This is a genomic window from Crocinitomicaceae bacterium, assembly GCA_016708105.1.
GTDB lineage: Bacteria > Bacteroidota > Bacteroidia > Flavobacteriales_D > Crocinitomicaceae > JADJGJ01.
The window spans coordinates 1-22,688 of the sequence record JADJGJ010000001.1; the positions used below are offsets into that span (position 1 = coordinate 1).

The 22,688-nt window shown below is 37.2% G+C and carries 20 protein-coding genes; 13 read left to right on the forward strand and 7 right to left on the reverse strand.

The genetic code is table 11. The annotated features are described in order from the left end of the window. The coding region (locus IPH66_00005) for a hypothetical protein (GenBank protein ID MBK7127733.1) at positions 1 to 340 on the forward strand (340 nt) is incomplete at its 5' end. 107 nt (positions 341 to 447) lie between these two features. On the opposite strand, the gene IPH66_00010 is transcribed toward IPH66_00005, so the two are convergent. After that, entirely contained in the window at positions 448 to 1,335 is an 888-nt protein-coding gene (locus IPH66_00010) for a hypothetical protein (GenBank protein ID MBK7127734.1), read from the reverse strand. A 178-nt stretch (positions 1,336 to 1,513) separates the two neighbouring features. Between IPH66_00010 and IPH66_00015 the strand changes: the two genes are divergently transcribed. The 4 genes from IPH66_00015 to IPH66_00030 all read left to right on the forward strand — a co-directional run bounded on the left by IPH66_00015 (position 1,514) and on the right by IPH66_00030 (position 4,476). Continuing rightward, entirely contained in the window at positions 1,514 to 2,473 is a 960-nt protein-coding gene (locus IPH66_00015) for a sulfatase-like hydrolase/transferase (protein ID MBK7127735.1), read from the forward strand. 132 nt (positions 2,474 to 2,605) lie between these two features. Continuing rightward, positions 2,606 to 2,980, forward strand: a complete 375-nt coding sequence (locus IPH66_00020) for a TraR/DksA C4-type zinc finger protein (protein MBK7127736.1) — start codon at positions 2,606 to 2,608, stop codon at positions 2,978 to 2,980. Positions 2,981 to 3,041: 61 nt separating this feature from the next. Then, positions 3,042 to 3,656, forward strand: coding sequence for a signal peptidase II (locus tag IPH66_00025; GenBank protein ID MBK7127737.1), 615 nt, complete (start codon positions 3,042 to 3,044; stop codon positions 3,654 to 3,656). Between the two features lie 70 nt (positions 3,657 to 3,726). Continuing rightward, positions 3,727 to 4,476, forward strand: a complete 750-nt coding sequence (locus IPH66_00030) for a T9SS type A sorting domain-containing protein (GenBank protein MBK7127738.1) — start codon at positions 3,727 to 3,729, stop codon at positions 4,474 to 4,476. A gap of 79 nt (positions 4,477 to 4,555) precedes the next feature. Here the strand turns inward: IPH66_00030 and IPH66_00035 are convergent, their stop codons facing one another. The 3 genes from IPH66_00035 to IPH66_00045 are packed head-to-tail and all read right to left on the reverse strand — an operon-like array spanning position 4,556 to position 6,530. Next, the gene (locus IPH66_00035; GenBank protein ID MBK7127739.1) at positions 4,556 to 4,876 is read right to left on the reverse strand and encodes an SUF system Fe-S cluster assembly protein; all 321 of its coding nucleotides are present in this window, start codon (positions 4,874 to 4,876) and stop codon (positions 4,556 to 4,558) included. Positions 4,877 to 4,896: 20 nt separating this feature from the next. Then, positions 4,897 to 5,316: a SufE family protein gene (locus IPH66_00040; protein ID MBK7127740.1), complete on the reverse strand. Its 420-nt coding sequence runs from the start codon at positions 5,314 to 5,316 to the stop codon at positions 4,897 to 4,899. Then, a complete protein-coding gene (locus tag IPH66_00045) occupies positions 5,313 to 6,530 on the reverse strand; it encodes a cysteine desulfurase (protein MBK7127741.1) in 1,218 nt (405 codons plus the stop codon). Before IPH66_00045 ends, IPH66_00040 begins: the two co-directional genes overlap by 4 nt. Before the next feature lie 211 nt (positions 6,531 to 6,741). On the opposite strand from IPH66_00045, the gene IPH66_00050 reads away from it, so the two are divergent. The 4 genes from IPH66_00050 to IPH66_00065 all read left to right on the forward strand — a co-directional run bounded on the left by IPH66_00050 (position 6,742) and on the right by IPH66_00065 (position 11,239). Then, a complete protein-coding gene (locus tag IPH66_00050) occupies positions 6,742 to 7,878 on the forward strand; it encodes an aminotransferase class I/II-fold pyridoxal phosphate-dependent enzyme (GenBank protein ID MBK7127742.1) in 1,137 nt (378 codons plus the stop codon). Next, positions 7,866 to 8,705, forward strand: a complete 840-nt coding sequence (locus IPH66_00055) for an amidohydrolase (GenBank protein ID MBK7127743.1) — start codon at positions 7,866 to 7,868, stop codon at positions 8,703 to 8,705. Before IPH66_00050 ends, IPH66_00055 begins: the two co-directional genes overlap by 13 nt. Before the next feature lie 57 nt (positions 8,706 to 8,762). Further along, complete coding sequence (locus IPH66_00060; GenBank protein ID MBK7127744.1) at positions 8,763 to 10,598, forward strand: T9SS type A sorting domain-containing protein; 1,836 nt, start codon at positions 8,763 to 8,765, stop codon at positions 10,596 to 10,598. Between the two features lie 80 nt (positions 10,599 to 10,678). Next, the gene (locus tag IPH66_00065) at positions 10,679 to 11,239 is read left to right on the forward strand and encodes a dual specificity protein phosphatase family protein (protein ID MBK7127745.1); all 561 of its coding nucleotides are present in this window, start codon (positions 10,679 to 10,681) and stop codon (positions 11,237 to 11,239) included. A gap of 1 nt (position 11,240) precedes the next feature. On the opposite strand, the gene IPH66_00070 is transcribed toward IPH66_00065, so the two are convergent. Continuing rightward, positions 11,241 to 11,498, reverse strand: a complete 258-nt coding sequence (locus IPH66_00070) for a hypothetical protein (GenBank protein ID MBK7127746.1) — start codon at positions 11,496 to 11,498, stop codon at positions 11,241 to 11,243. Positions 11,499 to 11,668: 170 nt separating this feature from the next. Here IPH66_00070 and IPH66_00075 point away from each other — a divergent pair, with 170 nt between their 5' ends. The 3 genes from IPH66_00075 to IPH66_00085 all read left to right on the forward strand — a co-directional run bounded on the left by IPH66_00075 (position 11,669) and on the right by IPH66_00085 (position 19,898). Beyond that, positions 11,669 to 17,869 (forward strand): hypothetical protein, encoded by a 6,201-nt coding sequence (locus IPH66_00075; GenBank protein MBK7127747.1) that lies wholly within the window; start codon positions 11,669 to 11,671, stop codon positions 17,867 to 17,869. 79 nt (positions 17,870 to 17,948) lie between these two features. Beyond that, positions 17,949 to 18,215, forward strand: a complete 267-nt coding sequence (locus tag IPH66_00080; protein ID MBK7127748.1) for a DUF1456 family protein — start codon at positions 17,949 to 17,951, stop codon at positions 18,213 to 18,215. 1,344 nt (positions 18,216 to 19,559) lie between these two features. Further along, positions 19,560 to 19,898: a hypothetical protein gene (locus tag IPH66_00085; GenBank protein MBK7127749.1), complete on the forward strand. Its 339-nt coding sequence runs from the start codon at positions 19,560 to 19,562 to the stop codon at positions 19,896 to 19,898. Here IPH66_00085 and IPH66_00090 read toward each other — a convergent pair. Both IPH66_00090 and IPH66_00095 read right to left on the reverse strand, forming a co-directional pair. Beyond that, positions 19,877 to 19,975 carry a hypothetical protein gene (locus IPH66_00090; GenBank protein MBK7127750.1) on the reverse strand — a complete coding sequence of 33 codons (99 nt, stop codon included), beginning with the start codon at positions 19,973 to 19,975 and terminating at the stop codon, positions 19,877 to 19,879. The genes IPH66_00085 and IPH66_00090 overlap by 22 nt on opposite strands. A gap of 162 nt (positions 19,976 to 20,137) precedes the next feature. After that, complete coding sequence (locus IPH66_00095) at positions 20,138 to 21,361, reverse strand: DEAD/DEAH box helicase (GenBank protein MBK7127751.1); 1,224 nt, start codon at positions 21,359 to 21,361, stop codon at positions 20,138 to 20,140. A gap of 241 nt (positions 21,362 to 21,602) precedes the next feature. Between IPH66_00095 and IPH66_00100 the strand changes: the two genes are divergently transcribed. Then, entirely contained in the window at positions 21,603 to 22,685 is a 1,083-nt protein-coding gene (locus tag IPH66_00100; GenBank protein ID MBK7127752.1) for a hypothetical protein, read from the forward strand. The last annotated feature ends 3 nt before the right edge of the window (positions 22,686 to 22,688 follow it).

The following is a 22,688-nucleotide window of genomic DNA, read 5'->3' on the forward strand; positions in this document are numbered from 1 at the left end:
TGTCAATTATACCGCTGATGCAAAAAAAGATGACGGAACTTGCACTTACCAAACCAGAGTGTCATTTTGGTTCAAGGAAAGCATGTCAAATACGCTGATATGGGGCGGGGTTGAAATACTGACCATGTATTTTGATGATGTTGCTCAGGGTACTATTGACCCCGCTAATTGGACACCCGGCCCTGATTGCGGCGGTGACGATTTTAATCTTGACTTGAACATGGGTTCTGAAAAATCAAAAACTATTTCATGGACCGCACGTGACCAATTTGGCAATTTACATTCCTTTGGTACTTTTACCATTGGTCCTAATGATTGTATGAGCATTGAATTGAATTAGTTTTTATTGTTTTAATCCGGATTTTAATTTGCGAAATCTATTTCAAGAGTTCTGCTAATACTTGGGGATAGTTGTTGGTAATAAGTGAGATCAATAATTCTTTTATTTCAATACCAACTCCCAACATCAAATTGAATTATCATCATGCTGTTACTTCCTTTATCACGTGAAATAATGCCTGTGAGCAAATTGGTTTCACTGTCATACACAAATTGAAATTCAGTTTTAAAAACATCACCCTCATAATAATTCATAGAATAGATATTTTTATTTTCATCATACGCGTAGGTATATTTAGATGCGTAATTTCCCATGTAGCTGCTTTGTGATGCACGTGACAAAATTTGATTTTCATTATTGTAATCAATTTCAGTAGTCTCTTTTCCTGAGCCTAATTTTGGATAAGATTCGGTTTTTGTTATTCTTTTTTTATGGTCAAGATAATAGTACTCGTTCTTGTAAATTTCATTGGCTGAATTGTGATAGTGTTTAATGTAGCTGGAGTCGCTGAGTTCAGTATACGTATATTTTTCTTTGAAATTTACAGTTTCTTCAGGCGGAATGTAATTGGTTTTATCTTGATTTGTGAAACTTTGCGCACGGTGTTGTGTTGAGGTAATTCGGTTTGAAGCATCATAGGTGTGATGTATAGAAAAGAAACCATATTTATCTGCCGAGCTTTTGATGATTAAATTGCTGCGTTCATCATAAACGTAGAGTGTATAAACGGTGTCACCATAATAGGTTTTGTATTCAAATGTCAATTCACCGAAGCGATTAAATTTATAATAGGCAGATTGATTTTCCGGTCTGATCACGTCATTGTCTGCTTTGCTGGAGTAGGTACAAAAAATTGATTTTATTCCCTTGGACATAATGAAAGTCCGATTGAATTCAGGCTTGCCCTCAAATGCGTGTAAGCGAGAATTGTCAAGCATTTGCGCATGTGCAGTGCAAGTTAAAATAAAAATAGAAATTAAGAATGTCCTACTCATTGAACTGCAAAGTAAAAGTTTATTCAGAACGGTTTTTGTGGTAATGGTTTCAAATCGTCAACAGCTTTGTTTTAATCAGCACCTCATCTTCTTGCGCATCTCCTTGATTTTAATTGATATTTTTGTACAAGAATCGTGCTGAACATGAAATTTACTATTCAGCATTAATATGGATAACATGAAGACAATGATTAGTCAATTCAAAAACCGGTGGAATGTAGTTTTATTTCTTTTGGTATTGCTTTCCTCAGCAAGTGCTTTTTCAACAGACACAACAAAGTATAAAACACGCTACGTCATTGTAATGGTGATGGACGGACCAAGGTGGACAGAAACTTGGGGTGATACTACGCATCAATATATTCCACACATGGCAAATGATATGGCGCCTCTGGGTATTGTTTCAACAGCTTTCAGAAATAATGGACCAACCTATACCAACGCGGGGCACACGGCAATTACAACGGGTATTTATCAAAACATCAAAAACAATGGATTGGAATTCCCGAAAAATCCTTCCATGTTTCAATATTGGTTAAAAGCAACCAGTAAACAACGCAATGCAGCGTATGTCATTGCCAGTAAAGATAAATTAGCTATTCTCACAGATTGTAAAAATAAAAAATGGAAAGGAAAATATCGCCCATATTCTGACTGCGGTGTAAATGGTTTGTACACCGGTTATCGCGGTGATGATGTCACGTTTAAAAACTCAATTCGCATTCTGGATACTGAACACCCTGAGTTGGTTTTGATCAATTTTCAGCAACCTGATTCATGGGGTCATGGAAATAATTGGGAGAAATACCTTAACGCCACAAAACTCTCAGACAATTACATTTATATGGTGTTTGAGTTTTTAAGAACCAACGAGTTCTACAAGGATAAAACAACCATTTTTGTAACAAATGATCATGGCCGGCATTTAGATGGACACAAAGATGGTTTTGTTTCTCACGGTGATAATTGTGAAGGATGTCGTCATATTAACTTCTTTGCTTACGGTCCCGATTTTAAATCAAATGTAATTCTTGATACTCCGGCTGAACTTATTGATATTCCGGTTACCATTGGTGAATTAATGGGTTTCACTATAGATGGTTCTGAGGGACGGGTTATGACTGAATTATTCAAGTAGTTTGAATATTATTTTTCTGTAACCTGATGTAAGCCGCATCAAATCAGGTTTATATAATATTTTTGTTTTTTTAAATGGTCGTGTTTTCAAAAGTTTAAATAGCTATATTTGCCTTCCTTAAAAAAAAGAACCATGGCAGAAGTTAGATATTCAGACAAGGATTTGACAATGTTCAAAAAGATTATTGAAGAGAAATTGGTAGAGGCAAAAGAAGATCTTGCATTGCTTAAAGGACAACTCGACCATAGTGATGATCACGGAACAGATGATACCGGTCGTTCATTCAATATGATGGAAGATGGTTCTGAAACTATGTCACGTGAAGAGATGGCGCAATTGGCATCTCGTCAAGAAAAATTCATTCAGAATTTGCAAAATGCGTTGGTACGTATTGAAAATAAAACATACGGAATTTGTCGTGTAACCGGAAAACTCATCAGCAAAGAGCGTTTGAAATTGGTGCCGCACGCAACACTGAGCATTGACGCAAAAAACCAACAAGGATAGTCTCTTGACACTGGGTAGAAAAATTATCCTTCTTATTGCCGCGATTTTAATCATTGACCAGTTGGTTAAAGTCTGGGTGAAAACATCTTTTTATCCCTATGAAGATGTAGATGTAATCAAAGGATTTTTCCAAATGTATTATATTGAAAACCGCGGTATGGCGTTTGGTACCACGCTGGGTTCAGGTGTTTGGGCAAAATATGTTTTGTCTATTTTCAGATTAATTGCTATTGTGGTTATTGCCTGGTATTTATTCAAACACATTCGTGAAAACAAGGTACACAAAGGACTGATATTTTGTATGGCACTTATTTTTGCTGGTGCCACCGGCAATTTGATTGATGGCATGTTCTATGATTTTATTTTTCCATTAGATCCTGATGTGACCTGGAATTATGAGTTGGATAGTAATGATCAGGTGATGCTTGACGAGTTTGGAAAACCCGTTTTGCGTGACACCGGATTTTTATTGGGTAGCGTTGTGGACATGTTCCGCTTTACTTTGGTGTGGCCTGATTTCATGCCAAAATCAATGGCAGGCAAAGAAATTTTTGGCGCTATCTGGAATATTGCTGATGCTGCAATTTCAGTTGGTGTTTTGCTTATCATTTTTAGATATCGCACCTTCTTCAAAAAACCGGTTGACACTGAACAAAAAGAGTCGGTTAATTCTTGAATTTTTTTAAAATTATTTTCATCTGGTGTAACTTCTTTTACTTGCAGAGTTATTTAAACAAACTGGTGCTATGGGAAGAGGAGGTATGTTGCTGTTAATGCTCTGTGCGGCATGGTCAGCCAAAGGGAAAGATATTTTGCTTGAGTGTGGAACCAACACCGGAAACGGTTTCAACGGCTGGAGCATTGCCCCTTATAAAGTGTTTTCTGAAGTAAATTTTTCTGAAGAAACGGTTTCATTTTATTCTGCTGCAGGAGGTGATTACAACATCACGCTCACAAGAAAAATTTCTGCCCTGCGTGAATATGCCCATCTCTATTTTAATCTTGATGTAAAAACCTTGCAAAATTGCGCTGTTAACGGGGTTGATATCTATACTTCTGCTGATGAAAAAGAGTGGACTGCTGTTAAAACGGATCAATCTAATTATGAAGGTGAATACCTCAATGAATCAGGGCATGAATTTGTGAAAATTGTAGTAAACGTGAGTTTTAAAAATGATGGATTGATTGAATGCGCATATTTGAAAATTGAAGGAGAAAATGATGCAGAAATGGAAACCGTAGAATTGGAAGATTCTGCCATTACCGATGAGCCGTTTTTTATTTTCAGCTTCAATCGCAGTATCAATGTGGAAACAAAACGTGAAGATGAATATCAAGTGATCATTACCAACCTTGCAGGTCAAGTAGTATACGTTGAAACAACAACGGGTAGTACCCGCATTGAACCTGAGCTAACAGATGGAATTTATATTCTGTCAGTCATATGTAAAAATGAAATTGCTGAGAGTAAAAAAATAGTATTGCAGGCAAATTGATTATCTCAGATTTAGCAAAGGAATTTTGAAGATATATTTTCGGGTTGCAAATTATATTTTTCCATTGTTTAATCTTGGATTATAAAAATCCTAATTCAAGCTGAGCTTCTTCACTCATCATGTCTTTAGTCCAAGGTGGATCAAAAACAATGTTTACTTTGCACTCAGTAACTTGCGGCAAACTTTCTATTTTAGATTTCACATCTACCGGTAATGATTCAGCCACCGGGCAATTTGGTGAAGTGAGGGTCATGTCAATTTCAACATAACCATCATTTTTTATTTTTACTTCATAGATGAGACCGAGCTCAAAAATATCTACCGGAATTTCAGGGTCGTAAATTTCCTTTAGTGCTGTGATGATTAAACCTTCCAGCTCTTTTTTATCTTCTGTTTCCATACCTGTTTCGTCTGAAATAATCATGATTTCATTTTCAATGCAAGTGCGTAAATTTTCATTTGTTTCACCATAGCTAATAATCCATTGGAACGGGTTGGTGAAAGGTGTTCATGTAATCCAATTTCTTTTATAAAATTCAAATTTGCGTTGATGATGGTATCAGGTTCTTCACCTGACATAGCATAGATCAATAAAGCAATCATTCCTTTTGTAATAATGGCGTCAGCATCTGCCGTGTAAACTATTTTTCCATCTTTTTTTTCGGCATGCAGCCATACGGTTGATTGACATCCTTTGATGATATTATCGTCTGTTTTATACTGTGCATCAATCATGGGCAAATCTTTACCCAGTTCAATGATGTATTCATATTTTTCCATCCAGTCAGAATAGACAGAGAAATCATCAATAATGCTTTTTTCTTTTTCAGCCAGAGTCATCCGCGCAACATATTTACAGCCTTGTCAAGGGCTTTGATGAAGTAATCAATTTCGTCTGCAGTATTGTATAATGAAAAGGATGCTCGGATGGTTCCGGGTATACCAAAATAATCCATTACGGGTTGAGTGCAGTGGTGTCCGGTTCTTACGGCAATGCCTTGTTGATTCAATAGTGTTCCAATGTCGTATGGGTGAGTGCCATCAATTAGAAAAGACAGAATTGCTGCTTTACTTTTTGCGGTTCCAAAGATTTTAATGCCTTCAATTTTTTGAATTTCATCCGTAGCTTTTTTAAGCAAATTTTGCTCATGCGATAATGCTCCCGCACGATCAATATTTTGCAACCAATTAATGGCTGAAGCCATGGCAATACCTCCACTGATATGAGGCGTGCCTGCTTCAAATTTGTGCGGCAATTCATTATAGGTGGTTTTCTCCATGGTAACTGTTTTGATCATGTCTCCCCCTCCTTGATAGGGAGGCAATTGATCAAGTATTTTTTCTTTACCATATAAGATTCCTGTGCCGGTTGGTCCAAAAATTTTGTGTCCGGAAAAAACTAAAAAATCACAATCTAATTTTTGTACATCTATTGGCTCATGCTGAATTGACTGTGCTGCGTCTGCCATTACCCAAGCACCAACTTTGTGCGCTTTTTCAATAATTTGCTCAATAGGATTTATTGTGCCCAGCGAATTAGAAACATGGACAACTGAAATCAATTTTGTTTTTTCAGTTATTAATTCATCAAGTGCTTTTAATTCCAATTCACCACCAGGTGTGATGGGAATATATTTCAACTTCAGATTTTTTTCTTCTGCTATCATTTGCCAAGGAACAATATTGGAGTGATGTTCCATTTGGGTAATGATAATTTCATCGCCGGGGTTAAGTAGTTTTCCAATAGATGAAGCAACTAAATTGATACTTCCGGTTGTGCCTGAGGTAAAAATTATTTCGTGCGCATGGTGTGCATTGATAAATTGCTGTATAGTGTTCCTAGCCTGCTCGTATTTTTCTGTTGCAAGTTGACTCAAGAAATGTACCCCGCGATGTATGTTGGCATTTTCATCAGAATAATACTGATTTATTTCTTCAATTACTTGCAATGGTTTTTGTGCAGTTGCTCCATTGTCAAAGTAAACCAGTGGATACTTACCAACCTGCCGACTGAGAATCGGAAATTGTGCTCGTATGTCATCTATATTAAACAAGAGAATCTTTTTTTCTGCAAATTTACATGGTGTTTTCGGGATATTCAATCAATATTTAGAACAATTCTAAATAACGATGATTTCGATTCGCTAACTTGCACATGCTGTTAATTAAATTAGACTTTGATATCTTGTTTGAAAGACGTGATAACTAGCAGTGGCATCGCAGGCAATATTCCTGTTGCCATCAACCAAAAAGAATAAGAAAGAGATGAAATCAAAATTACCACAAGTAGGCACCACTATTTTTACCGTGATGTCAGGCCTGGCGAATGAATGCGGAGCAGTCAATCTATCACAGGGTTTTCCTGATTTTGAACCTGACCCAAATTTATTGCCTGCCGTTGAAAGGGCAATGAAAGAAAATCAAATTCAGTATGCACCTATGCCCGGTAGGTTAGATTTGCGCACCACTATTGCTCAATTGACGGGCAACAGATACAAAATTGCTATTCAACCTGAGAGTGAAATAACTATAACAGCCGGAGCAACTCAGGCAATTTTTACGGCTTTGGGTGCATTGGTTGAACCGGGTGATGAGGTGATTCTCTTTGATCCGGCGTATGATTGTTATGATCCCGCAATACGTGTTTTTGGTGGTGTGCCCGTTCACCTGAATTTGGTTTATCCAAGCTTTCATATTGATTGGCATGAAGTGGAACAAAAAATTACAGCTAAAACAAAAGTGATTGTTGTAAATAATCCGCATAATCCAACTGGCTCTGTCTGGTCATTGGAAGATCTGAATAGTTTAGAAAAATTATTACTGAAGCATCCGCAGCTATTTGTTATTTCAGATGAAGTGTATGAATATATTCGGTTTGATCAAAAACATATTTCTGTTCTTCAAAATGAAATTATTAGACAGCGCAGTTTTGTGATGTTTAGTTTTGGAAAAACACTGCATGTCACCGGTTGGAAAATCGGCTATTGTATTGCACCACCATCATTAACAACTGAGTTTAGAAAAGTTCATCAGTTCAATGTTTTTTGTGTGAATAATACCATGCAATATGCCATACAACATTACCTCACACATCATGCTCAACTTGAAAGTATATCGGTGATGTATCAAGACAAGAAAAATTTCTTTTTAAATGGTTTGCAAAACACCAAATTGAAACCGCTTGCTTGTAACGGAACCTATTTTGTGCTATGTGATTATTCTTCTATTGCGCAAATGAATGATGTATCTTTTGCAGAAAAGTTGACGCGTGAAATTGGAGTTGCGTCAATACCCGTGAGTGTTTTTTATGAAGATCAGACAGATCATCAGGTATTGAGATTTTGTTTTGCAAAAAAAGAAGAAACCTTAACCAATGCACTTAATAAACTATGCAAAATTTAACCGTTGCAATTATACAGGCAAACCAATTTTGGCAAGACAAAGAAGCGAATTTTGCTCACTTTGAAAATTTACTTGAACAAGCTAGCGGCTCAACTTGTGATCTGATCATACTGCCTGAAATGTTCAACACATCTTTTTCAATGGATGCAAAAAGCTTAGCCGAAGACTTAAGTGGAAAATCAATTCAATGGCTGACCAAGCAAGCAAAAAAATATAATACACAAATTTGCGCCACCTTGATTATTGAAGAAGAAAATAAATACTTTAACCGCTTAGTAATTGTTTCAGATAGAGGAATTGAAGCCAGTTATAATAAGCGACATCTTTTCCGTATGGCAGGTGAACATCAATATTTTGAGGGCGGATCAGAGAGGGTTATCTATCACTTGCAGGGCTGGCGCATTTTATTGCAGGTATGTTATGATTTACGATTCCCTGTATTTTCAAGAAATTGCACGTTGGAAGGTAAGCCTGAATATGATCTGGCTATTTATCCGGCTAACTGGCCAGAGCGCAGAGCTTATGCTTGGACCACCTTATTAAAAGCACGTGCCATTGAAAATCAAGTGTATGTCATAGGCGTAAACAGAGTAGGTAAAGACGGGAATGACTTGGCATATTCAGGTGACTCTGCCGTGATTGATCCCTGGGGGAATGATGAGTATCTGGCTACAAAAAATACCGAACAAGTGAAAATTTTAACTCTGGATGCTGATAAGCTTAATCAAGTGAGAGCAGTTTTTCCAGCATATTTAGATGCTGATGCATGGATTTCACCGTTCAATCAGAAAAAGATACCGTTCAATCAAGATCAGCCATCCAATTAGGAAGTTCAACAATTTTACCCTATTTTTACGACTCACTAACATTTAAACAAAGGAAAAATGAAAAAAGTTTACTTAGCTGCATCTGCACTTTTTGTTGCAGGTATCGCTGGTGCACAAGTTCAGTCTGAATCAAATCTGAAACATATTGCACCATACACAACTCAGGTTCATCAGGAGCATGTCGCCGGACAAGACCGTACTGGTGGTGATCCAATCCCTGGTGGAACAGATAATTTCTCAGCATCTACCAACTGGAACATGCCTGCTGATGCCAACTCACACACTTGGTTTTATGCAACATCAACTCCAACTGACGTTACTTCTTACATGGGCGCAATGGCATCATCAACTGCGGCAAACGGTTTCTGCGGATTCAATGGTGTTGAGCACTTGCTTGCAGGTAACGTAGAACCTCAAGATGTAGTTCTTGAATACATTCCTGCAGTTAACTGTACAGCTTATCCTGCAGTTACTTTGAAATTTGAACAACGTTATCGTGCTTTCAACTCTGATCAAACTTTTGTTGAAGTTTCAGGTAACAACGGATCAACTTGGACACAATTTGAAATCAACACATCTTATGCAACTAACAGCCCTGCTGTACAAAATGAGGTGGCTTTGAACATTTCAACTATTGCCGGTGGTCAGTCACAAGTAAAAGTTCGTTTCAGATGGTTTGAAACATCTGGTGACGATTCTTATGGTTCTGGTTACGGATGGATGGTTGATGATTTTGGTTTGTATGAAGCGTATAGCTATGACCAAGAATTAACTGCTGTTTATGCTCGTTCTGGAGTTGTTTATGATCCAGGGTTGGATTATTATTTGATTCCAACTTCACAAATTACTGCTATTGAATTCTCAGGTAAAAGAACTAACCAAGGTGCCTTTGCTCAACCGGGTGCTAAATTGAATGTTGAGGTTACTAAAGGTGGTGTAGTTTATTCAGGTACTTCTACTCCTGGTTCTATGGCTTTTGGTGCTTCTGATTCTGTTGGATGTACTACTACTTTCACGCCAGCTGCCGGTACAGGGGTTTATGACATTACTTATTGGGTAGATCAAACCAACCCTGAAGATGTAACAACCAATGACACTATGTATGGTTTTATTGAAGTAACTGACTGGGAATATTCACGTGATAATGGTGATGTGAGCGGTTCAATTGAGGCGGTATCTTCAAATCCTGAAGGTGTTTTAATGATTGGTAACGTGTTTGAAATTTTTGGTGATGCTACCATTTCAAAAATTCAAATTGGTATTGCTGATGAAGGTTCTAGCGAAGGTCAATTGATCTATGCACAAGTGTACAAATTTGACGGTACTGATTATATCTATGTTGAAGGCACTGATGACTATACAGTTCAAGCTGGTGACTTAGGTATGTTGATTTCTATTCCTTTGAACGCATGTTTGGATGTTACTACCGGTGATGACTTGTTAATTGTTGCTGGTCACTATGGTGGAACTGACCCTGTAGATTTCTATATGGCACAAGGAACTGATGAAGGAACAGTATTAGGTTATATTGACGGAAGTGCTTTCTATCTTTCATCTCCTCAAGCTATCATTGTTCGTGCTGACATGACTGATCCTTGCGATATCGGATTTGATGAAATCACAGTAGACAATTTCTCAATTGGTCAAAACGTACCAAACCCATTCAATAATACTTCAACTATTGCTTATACATTGAATGAAGGTGCTTATGTAACTGTAACAATCACTGATGTAACCGGAAAAGTAATCCAAACTATCGTTCCTGGTAACCAGGCTGCAGGTAGCTACACAGTAACTGTTGATGCTTCTAATATGGCTGAAGGTGTATATTTCTACACATTCACAATTGGTGGCGACACAATGACTAAACAAATGGTTGTTTCAAAAAAATAATTGAATAATCAGATATTAAAACCTCTCTTGCTTCTGGCGAGAGAGGTTTTTTTTTGCGCTGAAATTTGTAACTTGGCGTCATGAGTTCAAAACTAATTACCGTTTGTCTTGTCTTGCTGTGCAGTTTTTATATGAGCGCATGCGCAAAAGAAAATCAAACGAATAATCCATTTGATGTGTACAAATTCCCAATGAAGAATAGTTTTGTTGCTATATCTCCACTACCCGGCAGAGTTGATCTAGAGGCAGACATGAAAAAAATTGCAGACAATGAAATTACCCATGTGGTTACACTTGTATCACAGGAAGAGCTGAACAAGTATAATGTGCCCGCCTTATTAACAAGATTTGATGAAGCGGGTATTGAAGTGTTGCATTCTCCCATTCAGGATTACGGCTTGCCTGAGCCTGAGCAAATGAAATCTATTCTCACCTGGCTGCACAAGCGCGTAAAGTCTAAGCAAAATGTATTGGTGCATTGCGTGGGTGGTTTGGGTCGCAGTGGAACAGTAATGGCTGTTTACGCAAAAGCATATCTAGGCAAAAGCGGAGAAGAAGCTATTCAATACGTGAGATCAATTCGCGGACAAGACGCCGTGGAAACTGAACAGCAACAAGAGTTTGTAATCAACTGGGAATAATTCAGAATTGTAGATTTTCAAGGGATATAAAATCAGTATATGGTGATAGATTTGCCTTAGCTTGTAATTCAAGATATCTTTTCTCAAAAACATCTTCATTTTCTGCCGCGTTCAGATACTCCATTCTGTAACGGTCGTAGTTTTTTAACGCAGTTTTTTCATCATCTGTCATGGGTAAATCGTCAAAATATTTATCGCGAATATCATTGATTGATACCGGCAGTTGATTGATTTTACTATGTACAGAATCTTTGTTCACCTTGTTACAAAGGTATAAAATATCTGCCTCTTGAATTTTACGTCATTTTGAAATTTTCACAAGCGTATTGTGTAAAAGCTTACCCTGCAGTGGGATTCATGAGCTTAAAAATAATCTGAACGTTTCGACAACTAATTTGTACTTTTAGTCAAATCAATTAATTCAGAGGTATGAAACGCCTGCTTTCCATCATCATTGTAATGCTTTCAGTAAGCACTGTAATAGCTATTACTTCATCAGCCAGTTCTAAACCAATCTCTACCGGTACTGATCCGGAATTTAAAAAGGAATGGGCTAAGGTAGATTCATTAGAGCGTAAAGGATTATATCGTATGGCGCTAACTGAGGTTGGGCTAATATTTGATCAAGCTGCAAAAAATCAACAGCACACACAAGTTATTAAGGCGGTTTTGTATGAGTTGAAATACAATTCATATTTAGAAGAAGATGATTATGTACTTGGAATTTATCGGTTGAATGAATTGGTAGAAAAAGCGCCATCACCGTCAAAAGAAATTTTACACTCATTAATAGCTGAGGTTTATTGGGGATATTATTATTCTAATTCATGGAAATTTGCTGATCGTACCAACGTGGTTGAAATGGACATCAAAGACGTGCGCACTTGGGATTTAAAACGCATTGCCGAAAAAGTTAGAATGCACTATTTTCTCTCTCTTCAGAACAGAGAGTTGAGTCAGTCTGAGGACATTTCAAACTATGACGCCATTGCATCATACACGTATGAATCAAATGAAATCAGACCAACTCTTTTTGATTTTCTTGCACACCGCGCGTTAGATTTTTTCAAGAACAATACGTTTGCTGTTCCCGGTCCTGCTGAAACTTTTGTGATGGAGGATGAAAAATATTTTGGAAGCAGCTCTACTTTTTTAGGTATTCAGCCACAAACAAATGATTCACTAAACACACAATTTTTTGCCGTTCTTGTATTGCAAGAGCTCACCAAATTTCATACAGAAAAAGGCAATATAGCTGCCTTGTTTGAAGTAGATCTTGAGCGTATAAAATTTACCTATAACAAATCTGTTTTATCAAATAAAGATGCACTCTATTATGATGCGCTGAACAGACTCACAACAGCGTACGAAAAATTACCTTACGTATCTGAAGCATGGTATGAAATTGCCTTAGTTCATTCAACGCGTGGTGATCAATACAATTATCTTGCTGATACAACACATCGCTGGGATAAAAAAGTAGCCGTTGAAATTTGTACTAAAACCATGGCACGATACAAAGACACGTATGGAGCAAATCTTTGCGCTGCATTAAAAAGTGGAATTGAACAAAAAAATCTTACCCTGCGAGGAGAAGAAGGAATTATCCCTGATACGCCTTCAAAAGTTTTACTTGAATACAAAAATGTAAACAAGGTATACATGAAGGTTGCGCCGTATGATTATAAAAAGTATTACAACAATCGTATTGATTATGATAAATTCATCAAAGAACTGCGAGGTATAAAGGGTATTTATTCAAAAGAAATTGAGATCACTGATCCGGGAGATTATCAAAATCACTCAACTGAATTATTGTTGCCTGAACTCGGCAAAGGTTTTTATTTTGTGATCATCAGTACTGACCCATCTTTTGCTGACAGTAAAAATGCATTTGCCTTTATGCCTATGTGGGTTACCAATATTACATATCAAAATCGTACCACAAAAGAAAACAATCAAATCATGGTATCTGACCGTGCATCAGGTAAACCCATGGTGGGCGCTAAGGTTAATGTAACCTATGAAGAATACAATTATAAATTGCGATTCTATGAGCAAAAAACACTAGGCAATTTTACTACGGATGAAAATGGTTTAGTTGAGTATCCTTTGGGTGAAGATTACCGCACCTATATGATTTCAGTAACACATAACGGTGAAGTATATGCGCCAAATCAAGGTATCTACAGCTATAACTATTATTCATACTACGATTACCAGCAAGAGGTGTACACGTATTTTTTTACTGATCGTAAATTGTATCGTCCGGGGCAACCCATTTATTTCAAAGGTATTTGTGTAAGCTACTCAGGTAAAGACAGAAAAGTACTTGCTGATTATACCAGCAGTGTTGCACTCTATGATGCAAACGGTCAAGAAATAAAAAGACAAGATTTCACAACAAACAAATTTGGTTCTTTTGAAGGTACGTTCAATGCTCCGTATGATGTGCTTACCGGCAACATGACTATTTCAAACAGTTCAGGTTCTGCTTATTTCAGAGTGGAAGAATATAAGCGTCCGAAATTTGAAGTAACCATGAATCCGGTTGAGGGCGAAGTAAAAGTGAATGAGCCGGTAACTGTAACAGGCTTTGCTCAGGCTTATGCCGGCAACAGATTGGATGGCGCTGATGTCAAATATCGTATTACACGTACTACCGGTTTCAGTTGGTCATACTACTCTTATTGGTATTGGTGGAGACCATACTATCAGCCAAAAGAAATTCAACATGGTGACATGGTAACAGATGATAATGGAGAATTTAAAATCACCTTCAATGCTTTGCCTGATAAAGAAGTTGATCCAAAAAATCTGCCTTTGTTCACATATACTGTTTACGTTGATGTCACAGATATTAATGGTGAAACGCATACTACATCAACCAGTTTTGTGGTGGGCTATCAAAGTCTGCAACTGGGCAATAACTGGTCGGCAGATATGAATAATGAAGATGATCATTTCATTCGTCTTTCAGCAACAAATTTGAATGGTCAGAAAATTCCTGCTCAAGGAAAAATCACTGTTTCAAAATTGCAAATGCCTGATCGTCCGTTCTACAATAGATTGTGGCAACAGCCGGATATGCAGACTATTTCAGAGATCGAATTCAAAAAACTTTTTCCAAATGAACAATTCAAAAATGAAAGTGATTTCTATACCTGGAAAGAGGAGAAAACTGTTTTTGAAACAAACTTTAACACCAAAGAAACGGATAGTATTGTTATTGCAAACTATAAAACATGGACGCCTGGCGTATACAAATACTCGGCTGTGGCAAAAGATAAAAATGGTATTGAAGTGAAGGATGAATATTATTTTACTGTATATAATCCATCTTCATCTACAGCACCAAAGAACGATGTATTGTGGGTAAAAAATGTACAAAACACGGCGCAACCTGGTGAAACAGTTGATGTACTCATTAGCTCTAAAGAAAAAGATTTGTCTGTTTTTTATGATGTGGAAGTGCAGAATAAAATTGTTGAAAGCAAACGAATCACGCTGAATGATGAGCAGAAAAAACTTTCTTTCACGGTAACAGAAGAGCACAGAGGAAACTTCACGATTCACTTCACTGCCATCAAAAACAATCGTAAATTTTCTTCTAGCATTACTGTTGTTGTGCCTTATACCAACAAAGAACTTGATTTGTCTTTCTCAACTTTCAGAAACAAACTTTTACCCGGCGCAGAAGAAGAGTGGACACTGACCATCAAAAACAGAAAAGGAAGTGCTGAGCAAGCTGAATTATTGGCGACACTCTATGATGCTAGTCTAGATCAACTCTATACACCAAATTCATTTTACATGAGTATATGGCAGAGCTATTATGGATCAATGTACTGGGGAGAACCAGAAGGAATGCAATCTACAATGGCATACAATATCAACTATTATTGGAATGACTATGTAAACTATCCGTATCGCTATTTCCCAACACTGAATTATCATGGTTTCAACGCGTACTATTATGGTCGCTATTATTACTACGGTTATTATGAAGACGGTGATTATTCGTTGGATGCTGTATCCATTCAGACTAAAGAAGAAGGAGGTGGACGCCGAGACAACGAACGCAGCAAAGACAATAAAAACATGGAATTGTCAGAAGCTGAAGCTCCAATGGATGCCCCTGCAGGAGGTGCTTTATTTAGCACAACAGGAGCAAGTGGTGTAACAGCAAATGAACAAACCTTGAGTGGTGAAATGCAACAAATGCCGGTGCAAGGCAATGATGGAAAATTGATGGATCTTTCAAATGTATCTACGCGAGCTAATTTCAATGAAACGGCATTCTTTTATCCTCAGTTGACTACTGATGCAAATGGAGATGTCAAAATAAAATTCACCATTCCTGAATCACTCACTAAATGGAAATTCTTGGGTATGGCGCATACTACTGATTTGAAAGTTGGCACCATTCAAGAGGAGGTTGTGACGCAGAAAGATTTAATGGTTGTGCCTAATGCACCTCGCTTTTTCAGAGAGGGAGATAAAATTGTTTTCTCAGCAAAAATTTCAAACATCAGCAAAGAAAATTTAAGTGGTCGTGTACAACTTGATTTGTTAAATCCGTTTGACGAATCATTATTGAATGAGCAGTTCAAACATAAAGAGGTGCAGTTGCCGTTCAGTGTTGAAGCCGGAAAGAGTACCGTGGTTTCATGGTCTTTGGAAGTGCCTTATGCGGTAAGCGCGGTGAAATATAAAATTGTTGCCGCCGCAAATAATTTCTCTGACGGTGAAGAAAATGTTGTGCCTATTCTGTCAAACCGCATGTTGGTTACTGAAGCAATGCCAATGCCATTACGAGGTAATCAAAGCAGAACATTTAAGTTTGAAAAACTACTCAACAATAAGAGTAAAACACTCAAACATCACAGGTATACATTGGAATTTACATCTAATCCCGCATGGTATGCAATTCAGGCTATGCCTTATATGATGGAGTATCCGTATGAATGTGCTGAGCAAACTTTTACTAGGTATTATTCTAATGCAATAGCCTCACACATCATGAATTCAAATCCAAAAATTAAGGAAGTAATTGAGGCATGGGGTGAAAATTCGCCGGATGCATTTTTATCAAATCTTCAAAAAAATGAAGAATTAAAATCTGTGATATTACAAGAAACACCATGGGTACTTGATGCGCAGAATGAAGAACAGAGCAAACGTAACTTAGCCGTATTGCTTGATATGGAGCGTATGTCACGTGAGCTAGATAAAGCCTTGACTAAGGTGATTAAAGCACAATCAGTAAACGGAGGCTGGCCTTGGTTTCCGGGCATGCCTGAAAACCGGTATATCACACAACATATCATTACCGGTATGGGACATTTGGATCATCTTGGAATAAAAGATGTAAAAGAAAATCACAAAGTATGGCAGATGGTGAAAAAAGGAGTTGACTATTTGGATGGAGAAATTGTGCGTGACTATGTCTACATAAAAAAATGGGATCCAAACTATCTAGAGAATCAACATTTGGGATATACGCAAATTCAATATCTCTATGCGCGTTCATACTTTCCGCAACTTGGCATGAATAAAGCAACGGAAGAAGCGGTGGGATATTTTAAAGATCAGGCGGTGAAATTCTGGCTCAATTTTAATGTGTATGCAAAAGGAATGATTGCTCTTGCGGCGCATCGTTTTGAAATGAAAGAATTGTCAACTGATATTGTAAAATCATTGAAAGATAATGCCATTCGTCATGATGAATTTGGTATGTATTGGAAAGAATATCAGATAGGCTGGTATTGGTATGAGGCGCCAATTGAAACGCAGGCGCTTATGATAGAAATGTTTGATGAAGTAACAGATGATCAAGAAACGGTTGAAGAATTAAAAATCTGGTTGCTGAAACAAAAACAAACAACCAACTGGAAAACCACCAAACAAACAACAGAAGCCGTTTATGCTTTATTATTAAAGGGATCAGACTTATTGGCAGACGATTCATTTGTAGAAATCACAGTGGGTGGCCGTCCAATTGAATATGTAACAAATGCCGATGGCACAGATCCTTATAAAGTAGAAGCACAAGAAGGAACCGGTTATATCAAAACATCTTGGGCAAATGATGCAATCAAAGAAAATATGGGCGAAATTACCTTGAAGAAAAATAGCAAAGGCATTGCTTGGGGCGCCGCATATTGGCAGTATTTTGAAGATTTGGATAAAATTACATTTGCTGAAACCCCACTGAGTTTGCAAAAACAGTTATTCTTGGTTGAGGTTACAAATAGTGGAGAAGTACTCAAACCAATCAACGATAAAAATGTACTACATGTGGGAGATAAAATAAGATGCAGAATAGAATTGCGCACTGACAGAAATTTGGAATACGTGCACATGAAAGACATGCGTGCTTCAGGTTTTGAGCCGGTTAATGTATTGTCCATGTATAAATGGCAAGATGGTTTAGGATATTATGAAGCCACAAAAGATGCCGCAACAAACTTCTTCTTTGATTACATTCCAAAAGGAACTTACGTGTTTGAATATGACATGAAAGTGCAACACAAAGGAGATTTTTCAAATGGAATTACCACCATTCAATGTATGTATGCCCCTGAGTTTACCTCGCATTCTGAGGGGATTCGGGTGGTTGTGGAATGATGTCATCATAGGGGCGGAATTTATTTCGCCCCCATGATAACACGGAATAAATTTCTAAATTCACGCCATTATAAATTTCATGACCAACAACGACATCCTCAAAAAATTGCGTGTAGCGCTGAAACTCACTAATAAAGACATTGTACACATTTGTTCGCTGGTTGATTTCAGAGTGAGCGAAAGTGAGCTTGGCGCTTTGTTCAGAAGAGAAGATCATCCGAAGTATAAAAATTGCGGTGACCAAATTTTGCGAAATTTTTTAAACGGCCTAGTCATTCATTTACGCGGACCCATGCCGGAAAAAAAATCTGGAAATACTGAAGATGATTCTGATGAAAATGAATGAGCACATCTGAACACATAGAGAAAAGCAAGGCGTCAAGAATTTGAATTGTGTTCAATGCAGAAAATGATATTGGAGTTGAACCAGTTGAATCCGTATTGACAACATGAATATTTTAGTAATATTCCATCGTGTATATTGAAATAGCAAAGGGATTAATTAGTGTAGTCCGGGTTCAGTTATCGTAATTCTGTCAATATCTATTTCCAACAAAAAATACTCCTTTTTCGAAAGGTTGAGAATTGTTTGAAGATTATCAGAAAAAATTTTTAGCAAAGTATCATTGGAAACATTTCCAAGATTTATTTTAGTCGTTCCTTAATAACTCTTCAAAATATTGACATTCAATAATATAATGTTGATAATTAGTGCTTTTTGTGTGATATAAATTGCAAGATATTTTAGAAGGAATCTCTAAAATATTTTAGAAAAAAGAAAACAAAAACACCAAAAAAAAACACACCACACCCGGCCCCCGCTTCGGATTTTATCGATATGCGTCATGAATTGGTTTTGTTATCAAATAAAATGGATTGGAAATATTTTGAAAGAGAATTCTCAGTTCATTATTCAAATCCGGTCAGCCATCATGCCAATAAGATTTATGATTGATGTCTTTTGTTAAACCATTTACAATTTGGGAGATGAGACTCTGGCTAAGGCATGGGTGATCAATCCTTACATGCAGTATTTTTGTGGTGCATCAAACTTTCAACATATTTTCCCATGTGATCCAAGCGCCTGTTCACTTTCCCCAAACCAAAGGGGGGGCCCGGGGGAAAAAAAAAATGTTAACGTCAATAAATTCACGGAACAAAAGCAAAAAATCAGACTGTTATCTGATAACTGTTCAAGAAAACAAACCACTTTTCCAAGGGGGGAAAACTGGCAAAAAAAGTTATTGACAGTGCAATGCCATTGCCAAGAAGGGATTAACCAACGCCAAACGTACACTAGAACAAGAACAACTTGTGCGTGACACGCACAATTCACATCACCCTAAAAGAATAAAAAATCAAGAAAGGCAAAATTAAAACTACGCACAATGCAAAAACAACTTCGAGAACTAGAACGTGAGCTTCCACAAGAAACACCTTTAATAGTTGACTGACACAAACGCGCTTGATAAAAATAAAGTTTACAGTCTTCAAAAACCGTTTAACACTTGTTTTGTTAAAGGAAAGGGGAAAAAAAAAAAATGTTTTTTTTTTAAAATTGGATTGATGGTGAATCCAAAACATTAGTTCCAGATAGAAAGTTTTTCGGAAATCCGCATGACGGTAACACAATAGAACCTCTGCTTAATCAAATAAAAATAATCTAAACTATTTACCAAAGAAATTGTTTATGACAGAGGTGGAAAGGGGAAAAAAAAATAAGGGGGGGAAAAAATGGAACAACCCCAAAACCTACAAAAACACAACGCCTTATCAAAAATTTACGACCCGAAAAAAATTCCGTCGAAGAGCAGCCATCGAGCCAGTAATAGGACATCTTAAGACAGATCACAGAATGGAAAATACATGGGGCGAAAGTTCATCAAAAATCAATGCAATGTTCGCAGCCACCGGATGGAATTTAAAGAAACTAATGGATAAATTAGTTCGTGATATTTTTGGTGATTTTTCAAATTGGTTCAGAGTCGATTTTTTAATTGTTCGGACTCAAATAAAATTTGGTTGGTAAGGAACGACTATTTTAATCAATTTCTTGGGTGTTTTGTTCAAAAAGAAGGAATCTCTAAAATCGGCATCTTTCGTGATGACAACAGATTGATTTGAATCCGCATAAGGGGGGGGAGATCACCGGGGGAATTTCTAAACGAAGCTATAGTCAAGCCATTTGCACACTAAATTTACAAAAAAATCCGCTACTCAAACTTCTTGGATTTCATGAATGGAATGTAGTTTACTAAATCATATACTCTATCTCTTCTTTTTCTTGAAACTTGCTTTATCCCCTTCCATCAACTTCTTCCAATCTCTTTCTTCAGGGTCTTTGAAAGAAATGGTTTCATGATATTCTGACTTTTCAATTTTCAATACTTCAACCGGTTTGGTGATATAAGTTTCAATTTCATTGAGCATGCTTTTTTCTTCTTTTGCGCAAAATGAAACGGCTTGCCCTTTTTGTTTTCCGCGTCCGGTGCGGCCTATGCGGTGTACATAAGTTTCAGGGTGATCAGGTAAATCATAGTTGATCACAAAATCAACATGAGGAATATCAATGCCGCGAGCACTCACATCAGTAGCAATTAAAATGCGTAGATCACCGGTTTTAAATCTGGAAAGCACAGCTTCACGCTCGCGCTGGTCCTTGTCTCCATGAATGGTGTCTGTTTCTATTTGTACTCTTTCCATGGCTGATTTTACTCGCTCTGCGCGCACTTTGGTGCGTACAAAAACCAACATTTTTTTTGTTGAATTTTCTGTGATCAATCGCTCAAGAAAAAATCTTTTGTCATCCATTTCTATAAAAGCAACCGCATGTGCTACATTTTTTGAAACAGGATCTTTGGGTGAAATCTGTATGCGTATTGCACTTGTGTTCACTAATGAGTAGGCAAGTTTTTTTATTTTATCATCAATGGTTGCTGAGAAAAAAAGGGTTTGTCTTTTCTTTGGCAAATATTGAATGAGCTGTTCAATGTCTTCATAAAAACCAAGCGCCAGCATGCGGTCGGCTTCATCAAGAATTAAAATTTCACACCGGTTTAAATGAATATAACCTTGACTAGAAAGATCAAATAAACGACCCGGTGTTGTCACCAAAATATCAATGCCGTTTTCTAGCGCAGCAATTTGTTTATCTTGCTCAACACCGCCGTATACGCAAAAGGTGCGAAGTTTTGTGTTTCTGCCCAGTTTGTGAAACACCTCAGTTATTTGTAGCGCAAGTTCACGCGTTGGAACCATGACAATGCATTTAATTCCTTCAATTTTTTTCTTGCGTAAGAACTGCAACTTGTCAATTACCGGAATTGCGAATGCAGCAGTTTTACCCGTACCCGTTTGCGCAATGGCTAATAAGTCTTCTCCTTTTTGAATGTGAGGCAGCGTTTTAAACTGAATGTCGGTTGGTCTTACAAATCCCATTGCTGCAAGATTTGTTTTCAGTTCAGATGATATTCTGTATTCGTCAAAGCGCATGGGTCAAAGATACGGTGAATTGTGAAAATGGATGATTTATTGTTTGAACTGGAGTCATACTTCAGCAATACTGAAAAACTAAAATAGCCATGGAGCAGAGTCTGATTTAACGGCAACACCAAAGTAAAGTGATGCGTAGAACTTTTGATTACACCATTAATTCATAGCACGTTATCGGCTCTGATAATAAAATAGTTGTACATTTATCAAGAATACCTGAAGGGCTAAATTTTTAACGGGCATGGAATCAATTTTAGATTATATCGTAAGTGAAAGCTGGACATTTTTCACCATGTTCATCGTCCTCACTTTTGTGCCGGCCATATTATTCATTCATACTCCGGTAAAAAATTTAGTTTATCGGCGACTGATTCAAATTGGTGGAGCAATATTTTGCTTTTGCACCTTGATGTATTTGTTATTAAGTCATCATGGTTATGCTGTGCAATTTGTGTCAGCCTCAACAAATGGTGAAAAAATTGCACTGATTGAATTACACTTTGAAGGTGACGGTGACGGCGGATCTTATGAAACTTATCGTTTATACATTGTGGATGCTTTGACAGGTGAGCGAGGTATGAGAACAACAGTTTCATCTTCAACCATGCTTTGTATGTCTGAACAGGGTGTGATTTTTTTTGAGTGGGGAAAAGCGGTTGAGTATGATTTAAATTCAGGAAATGTTTTACGTGAATGGTCTAAAGAAAAAGGATTTGAAAAATTCCCTGAATTACAAAATGGCATTGCTGACATGAATTATCAGACAGGAAACAAGATGTCAAAAAATGAAGCATGGTTGACCATCAAGGCAAATAACGGCCATGAATATTGTTATAATTTATTGGAAGATATTTTAATTGAGGAACGATTTCCGAAAGTCCAAAATGAATCAGAGATTGATTTTAATGATTACGAAATTCATTTGGGGAATGACTATTACAACCGCACGTGGACATTTGATTTCAGAAATAAAACCGGAGACATTAAAACTTTGCACAGAACGGACAAAGAGGGCAGCATTGAATATCCTGATGAATATTTATATCCTGAAATTATTGGTGCTTATGAAGATGGAAATTTATTCATCTTGCGAGCTTACACCACGGTGGAAAAAAAATCTGCTTTTTATATTGCGATCAGTTTCAGTGGTGAAAAATTATGGAAACTAAATCAGGAAGAAATTATTTCTGAAGATAAATGGGGTACTGAGCCATCATCCGGAATAGCCTTTACTTATGACCAATTTCTCTACATCACTATTGGCGGCGGCATTGCCTGTGTTGACATGAACACCGGACAACTTGTTTGGAAAAGTATTTTGTAATGA

Excerpts from the sequence above, each read along its gene's own strand:
- IPH66_00085 (MBK7127749.1), top strand. The coding sequence starts at position 19,560 with ATGACAGAGGTGGAAAGGGGAAAAAAAAATAAGGGGGGGAAAAAATGG.
- IPH66_00020 (MBK7127736.1), top strand. The coding sequence starts at position 2,606 with ATGGCAGAAGTTAGATATTCAGACAAGGATTTGACAATGTTCAAAAAG.
- IPH66_00100 (MBK7127752.1), top strand. The coding sequence starts at position 21,603 with ATGGAATCAATTTTAGATTATATCGTAAGTGAAAGCTGGACATTTTTC.
- IPH66_00080 (MBK7127748.1), top strand. The coding sequence starts at position 17,949 with ATGACCAACAACGACATCCTCAAAAAATTGCGTGTAGCGCTGAAACTC.
- IPH66_00015 (MBK7127735.1), top strand. The coding sequence starts at position 1,514 with ATGAAGACAATGATTAGTCAATTCAAAAACCGGTGGAATGTAGTTTTA.
- IPH66_00095 (MBK7127751.1), bottom strand. The coding sequence starts at position 21,361 with ATGCGCTTTGACGAATACAGAATATCATCTGAACTGAAAACAAATCTT.
- IPH66_00055 (MBK7127743.1), top strand. The coding sequence starts at position 7,866 with ATGCAAAATTTAACCGTTGCAATTATACAGGCAAACCAATTTTGGCAA.
- IPH66_00040 (MBK7127740.1), bottom strand. The coding sequence starts at position 5,316 with ATGACTCTGGCTGAAAAAGAAAAAAGCATTATTGATGATTTCTCTGTC.
- IPH66_00010 (MBK7127734.1), bottom strand. The coding sequence starts at position 1,335 with ATGAGTAGGACATTCTTAATTTCTATTTTTATTTTAACTTGCACTGCA.
- IPH66_00065 (MBK7127745.1), top strand. The coding sequence starts at position 10,679 with ATGAGTTCAAAACTAATTACCGTTTGTCTTGTCTTGCTGTGCAGTTTT.
- IPH66_00035 (MBK7127739.1), bottom strand. The coding sequence starts at position 4,876 with ATGGAAACAGAAGATAAAAAAGAGCTGGAAGGTTTAATCATCACAGCA.
- IPH66_00060 (MBK7127744.1), top strand. The coding sequence starts at position 8,763 with ATGAAAAAAGTTTACTTAGCTGCATCTGCACTTTTTGTTGCAGGTATC.
- IPH66_00075 (MBK7127747.1), top strand. The coding sequence starts at position 11,669 with ATGAAACGCCTGCTTTCCATCATCATTGTAATGCTTTCAGTAAGCACT.
- IPH66_00050 (MBK7127742.1), top strand. The coding sequence starts at position 6,742 with ATGAAATCAAAATTACCACAAGTAGGCACCACTATTTTTACCGTGATG.
- IPH66_00030 (MBK7127738.1), top strand. The coding sequence starts at position 3,727 with ATGGGAAGAGGAGGTATGTTGCTGTTAATGCTCTGTGCGGCATGGTCA.